The organism is Bradyrhizobium sp. 141, assembly GCF_023074055.1.
In the GTDB taxonomy this organism is placed as follows: Bacteria; Pseudomonadota; Alphaproteobacteria; order Rhizobiales; family Xanthobacteraceae; genus Bradyrhizobium.
Genome location: NZ_JADPKR010000056.1, coordinates 1 through 4,132 on the forward strand (window position 1 = coordinate 1; position 4,132 = coordinate 4,132).

The following is a 4,132-nucleotide window of genomic DNA, read 5'->3' on the forward strand; positions in this document are numbered from 1 at the left end:
ATCGACGCGATTCTCCGAGGAGCAAAGCCCGGCGACATCCCGATTTACCAAGTAACCAAATTCGAGTTGTCCCTCAACCTCAAGACAGCCAAGCAACTGAGGCTTTTCGTACCTCCTGCGCTCGTCGCGAGCGCCGATAAGGTAATTGAGTGAACAAGCAAAGGTCCGGTTCTGGCCCATAGCCAAACAAGGCAGAGGCCGTTGCAATGTTGCCTATTGGAGGCAGAGCGGATGCGTGCCCACGCTGGTCCCCGGCACCGCCTGTGACCCGAAGCGGGCCTTGCCTTAGGCTGCCTCAGATGTCCGCGCCGCTCGCATCTCGCGTCGCCTGCGTTTGGAACTGAAACATTTTCTAGCCTGAATGATTTACTCCCGGGAGCTTCGCAAGATGCTGACGCATTCATGAACCCTCTTTCGGCGAGCGACGTGTTCCTTACGGTCGCGGTTATGAGCACGACGTTCCTGATTGAGACCTGATCGGAATGTTCTGAAATAGCGCGCTATTGGGGTGGTGCGCCGCGGGGTGCGAAGGTCTAGTTCTCCTTGAACTTGATGGTTGAGATCAGCCATCTTCCGTCATGACCTTTGATTGAAATCCGAAGCCCGTGCAATTCATCCAGCCAAACGTTCTCGACCGTGCCTGCCTTTCCGTCGGTAAAGACGACGGTTTTGCCGATCAATTCGGATCGCGCCTTACCGTACTCATTCAAGATCGTCGATGCACGAAGCTTCACCGGCGGCATCGTTCATCCATGTTCGGTCGAGCCGACCGCGGCTCAACCGCGCGGCTTGTTCCAGTGCTCGGCCGCTTCGAATTCGCGGAGCCGATCGATTTGCGCTCTCAGGCTCGCCGGTAGTTCTGGCTCTGGTTTCAGCGACGCACGTAGTCTCTCGCCGATCTCTCGAACGATGGCGCGACCGTGCATGAGGTCAATGTCAATTCCGTTGCGCATGACGGAGCCTTCGGTTCCGCCAGCACGCCGTATTCAAGACTACTGCAACATGAAGAGATAGAGATAGAGAGAGAGAGAGAGAGAGAGAGAGAGAGAGAGAGAGAGAGAGAGAGAGAGAGAGAGAGAGACAAAAGCGGGCAACGATACCGAACCCGCGGCACGTCCGCTTTCGGAGCAGCATCTGACTCATTCGGATATGAGACGTTATGGAAGAAGTCGGCCAATGGCAGACGCTCAGGTCTGGCCTTTGATTTTCGGCCTCGTCCGCGCTCCCAAGCGCCAGTTAAACCTTAGTCCGTCGTTTCGTTTCTCCCCAAGTTCGCCGCTCTCACCTTACGAGGTGAAAAAGTCGATTCCAGCGCACCGCAAAAGACCAGCGCCAAAACATCCAGGCATGCTCGCCCTCGCTGATCGAGAAGAAGATCATCTGCGCTCGGCCAATGATATTATCGAATGGCACGTAACCCACCGCTGACATCACACGGCTGTCAGTCGAGTTGTCACGATTGTCGCCCATCATGAAATAATGTCCCGGTGGCACAGCGTAGACGCTAGTATTATCGTAAAAGCCGTTGTCGACGCAGTCGAGCGTTTCATGACTGACACCGTTTGGCAGCGTCTCCTTCCAGCGTTTGACTCTTGCGATCACGTCCGACCCGCAGGGATCCTCGCCGATGAAGTCGCTCAACTGTTCACGCTTGACCGCTACCTCGTTGATATAGAGGAGCCCTTGCTTCACCTGGATACGATCTCCGGGAAGCCCGACAACGCGCTTGATGTAATCAGTAGATTCTTCCTTCGGAAGTCTAAACACTACGACATCGCCGCGCGACGGCTCCCGACCGAATATGCGCCCCGAAAACGACGGCAACAGACCGGAATACCTGCTGTAGCCATAGCTGTACTTTGACACAAACAGGTAGTCACCAACCATGAGCGTGTTCTTCATCGACCCAGACGGGATATTGAATGGATGGAAAAAGAAGCTTCGAAAGACTAGGACGCAAATGAATATCACCAAGACCGGCAGAAAGGCGCCGGGGGTAAAAATTGTCCATGTAACGGGCCACCGCTCAAACCAGCGCTTTTCAAATTTTTCGTTGGTCTCGCCAGGCGCTGCTAAGAATTTGGTCAGAAGATCTGATTCCAGCCAATCAAAGGGATAAACGCGATCGAACTTTCCCGCGCCTCCCATGCCGAAAATTGCCCCTTCCCACCTAAAGTCGGGAACGATCAAGCCTCTCTTACCAAGTGCTTCTCGGGTTCGGTTCCACCAGCGGCCCCTATGGCCGAACATCCACCCTAGAGCAGCTCCAAGAGCTCCGGTACCAAACAGAAACCGAAAGACGCCCGATCGTCGCGGAGGCATCAGAAAGAACGCCTTCGACAACAAGGCGGGTGATCCGACTATTTGAGCCATTTCCCAGATTAGAGATTCCGAGACGTCCGGTAGAATAAAGATCGCCTTCGCTTTCGAGCAAAGGTCAATAAACCTGGACTGCCACTCGTCATCGGAAGCTATGACCTTAGCGGCACCGACCGTTACTCTTTTGTCTCCGATTGCAACTAGAAGGCCTTCGTGTGCAACTGCGGTAGTAAGGGCAAATTCCACGTCCCAGTATTTTCCTACAAGAGATCTCTCAGTCCACCCTCCGTAGGAATTTAAAATGGGCATTCGACCTGCAGTGTCAAATGAACGCAAATATACGAAGTACGTTTTATCCGTGAGGCTCGTGTAGGCTAACGCGGCGTTGAGCGCTTGCTGCTTAATCCTCACCACAATCCGATAGTACCAAAAGAGTGACACCAAAATTGGAAGCGCCACGAAAAGAACGACGAGAAAGACCGACGTTTCTTGCACACTTGGCTCGTAAAGCATGTACGCCATCATCGCCAAGAGTATCGCCGCTCGATAAATTAGCAGGAGGCGTCGTGATGGGCGAAGTGGATGAGTTTTCACAACGCGCTCCTGCTTCCGTACGGCTCGGGCCATTGGCTAAAACGGATCGCTCGTTCACGAGCGCAATCCTAAGTGCCCGCAAAACGTCCTGTCCATCGGATCTTTTCGCGCCACCAGGTCCCTCATGGGCCTGAAATTCTTGTTTTGGCGGCGCGTGGGAGGGAGGCCGGTCCGCGGCCTGTCAGGCCCTGAGGAATCACTTATCCCCCCACCTCAACCTCTAGCGCCGGGCCCTCGCTGCCAGCTATGGCTAATTCCTCGGCCTCGCCGTCTGCAGAGGCTGAAGGAAGAACGCAATGACCTTATTTGTGCACCGAAAGCCTTGCGCACAGGACACCAGCGTTGAGGCGGTTAGGATTAGCCCAAGCTGCCAGCCAGGGCTAAGCCGAACCAGGCTTGCACCGGGGGTGACGACCACACGGCGGTGCAAGGAGCTGCGGCCCACGGAGGGCTTTTTGTATTTAATTCCAAGATTTTGCGTGTGAACCAGGGAGACCGGTCCCGAGGTCTCCCCTCTAGACTTTTGACCACCCCCTCCCCTGTCAACCTGGCTGTCAACCACGTCAACCTTGTCAACCCAACTTTTCAGTACCTTCAGCTACCGCGCAGGCGCGGTGCGAATTACCCGCGGGCGATCTAAAAGCCGGAAGGACCCGTGGCCTGCCTCGGCCTAGACACGTCGCAACACTCCGCGAGCCAACAGTTCTTCAACAATGTAAGCGCGGCCGCCTCCCCTCTGTCTCAGTTCGGCAGCCGTAGCCGCTTCTTGCATGGGAAGGTCCATCGCATCCACGATCACGGCCAACGTTGGCGTCGAGCGGAATTCATTCAGTAGATCGTTATTCCACCTACGAGTGGCTGACCCCTCCGCCGCCGCTGCTGCAGAACTCGTACGCTGCCCGCTGTAGCGAAGGGAGGCATCAGAAGCGCTTCCTTCATCGCCAAGCTTGCTTCTGTTCCAGCGCGGGAGATGCTCATTGCGAGCGTCGGTCCGCAAGGTTGATGTGATATGATTAGTGGGCTCCATTCCTTCAATAGAGTTGATGGAAGAGGTTTGTATGACATCGTTGTCGGGCTGAGTGTGACGCGGTTGGCAGGTTGAGGAGCCGAGACTGTCAGTCTGAGAGCTTGTGACCCTATGAGTTGCGGGCGCGCTATTTGGCTCGGTGGGACGATAGCAATCGGGCGGTAGGCCTCAAGGTTGGTGGGATTTGCTCAC

2 protein-coding genes are annotated in these 4,132 nt (G+C 55.3%); both read right to left on the reverse strand.

Going from position 1 to position 4,132, the window contains the following annotated elements:
• Positions 1-533: 533 nt before the first annotated feature.
• Positions 534-743 (reverse strand): PRC-barrel domain-containing protein, encoded by a 210-nt coding sequence (locus IVA81_RS16295; protein WP_247319860.1) that lies wholly within the window; start codon positions 741-743, stop codon positions 534-536.
• Between the two features lie 538 nt (positions 744-1,281).
• Complete coding sequence (gene lepB, locus IVA81_RS16300; protein WP_247319862.1) at positions 1,282-2,004, reverse strand: signal peptidase I; 723 nt, start codon at positions 2,002-2,004, stop codon at positions 1,282-1,284.
• Positions 2,005-4,132: the final 2,128 nt, after the last annotated feature.

Bases quoted from the DNA above. Each gene is read 5' to 3' on its own strand.
- IVA81_RS16295 (WP_247319860.1), bottom strand. From the start codon at position 743: ATGCCGCCGGTGAAGCTTCGTGCATCGACGATCTTGAATGAGTACGGT.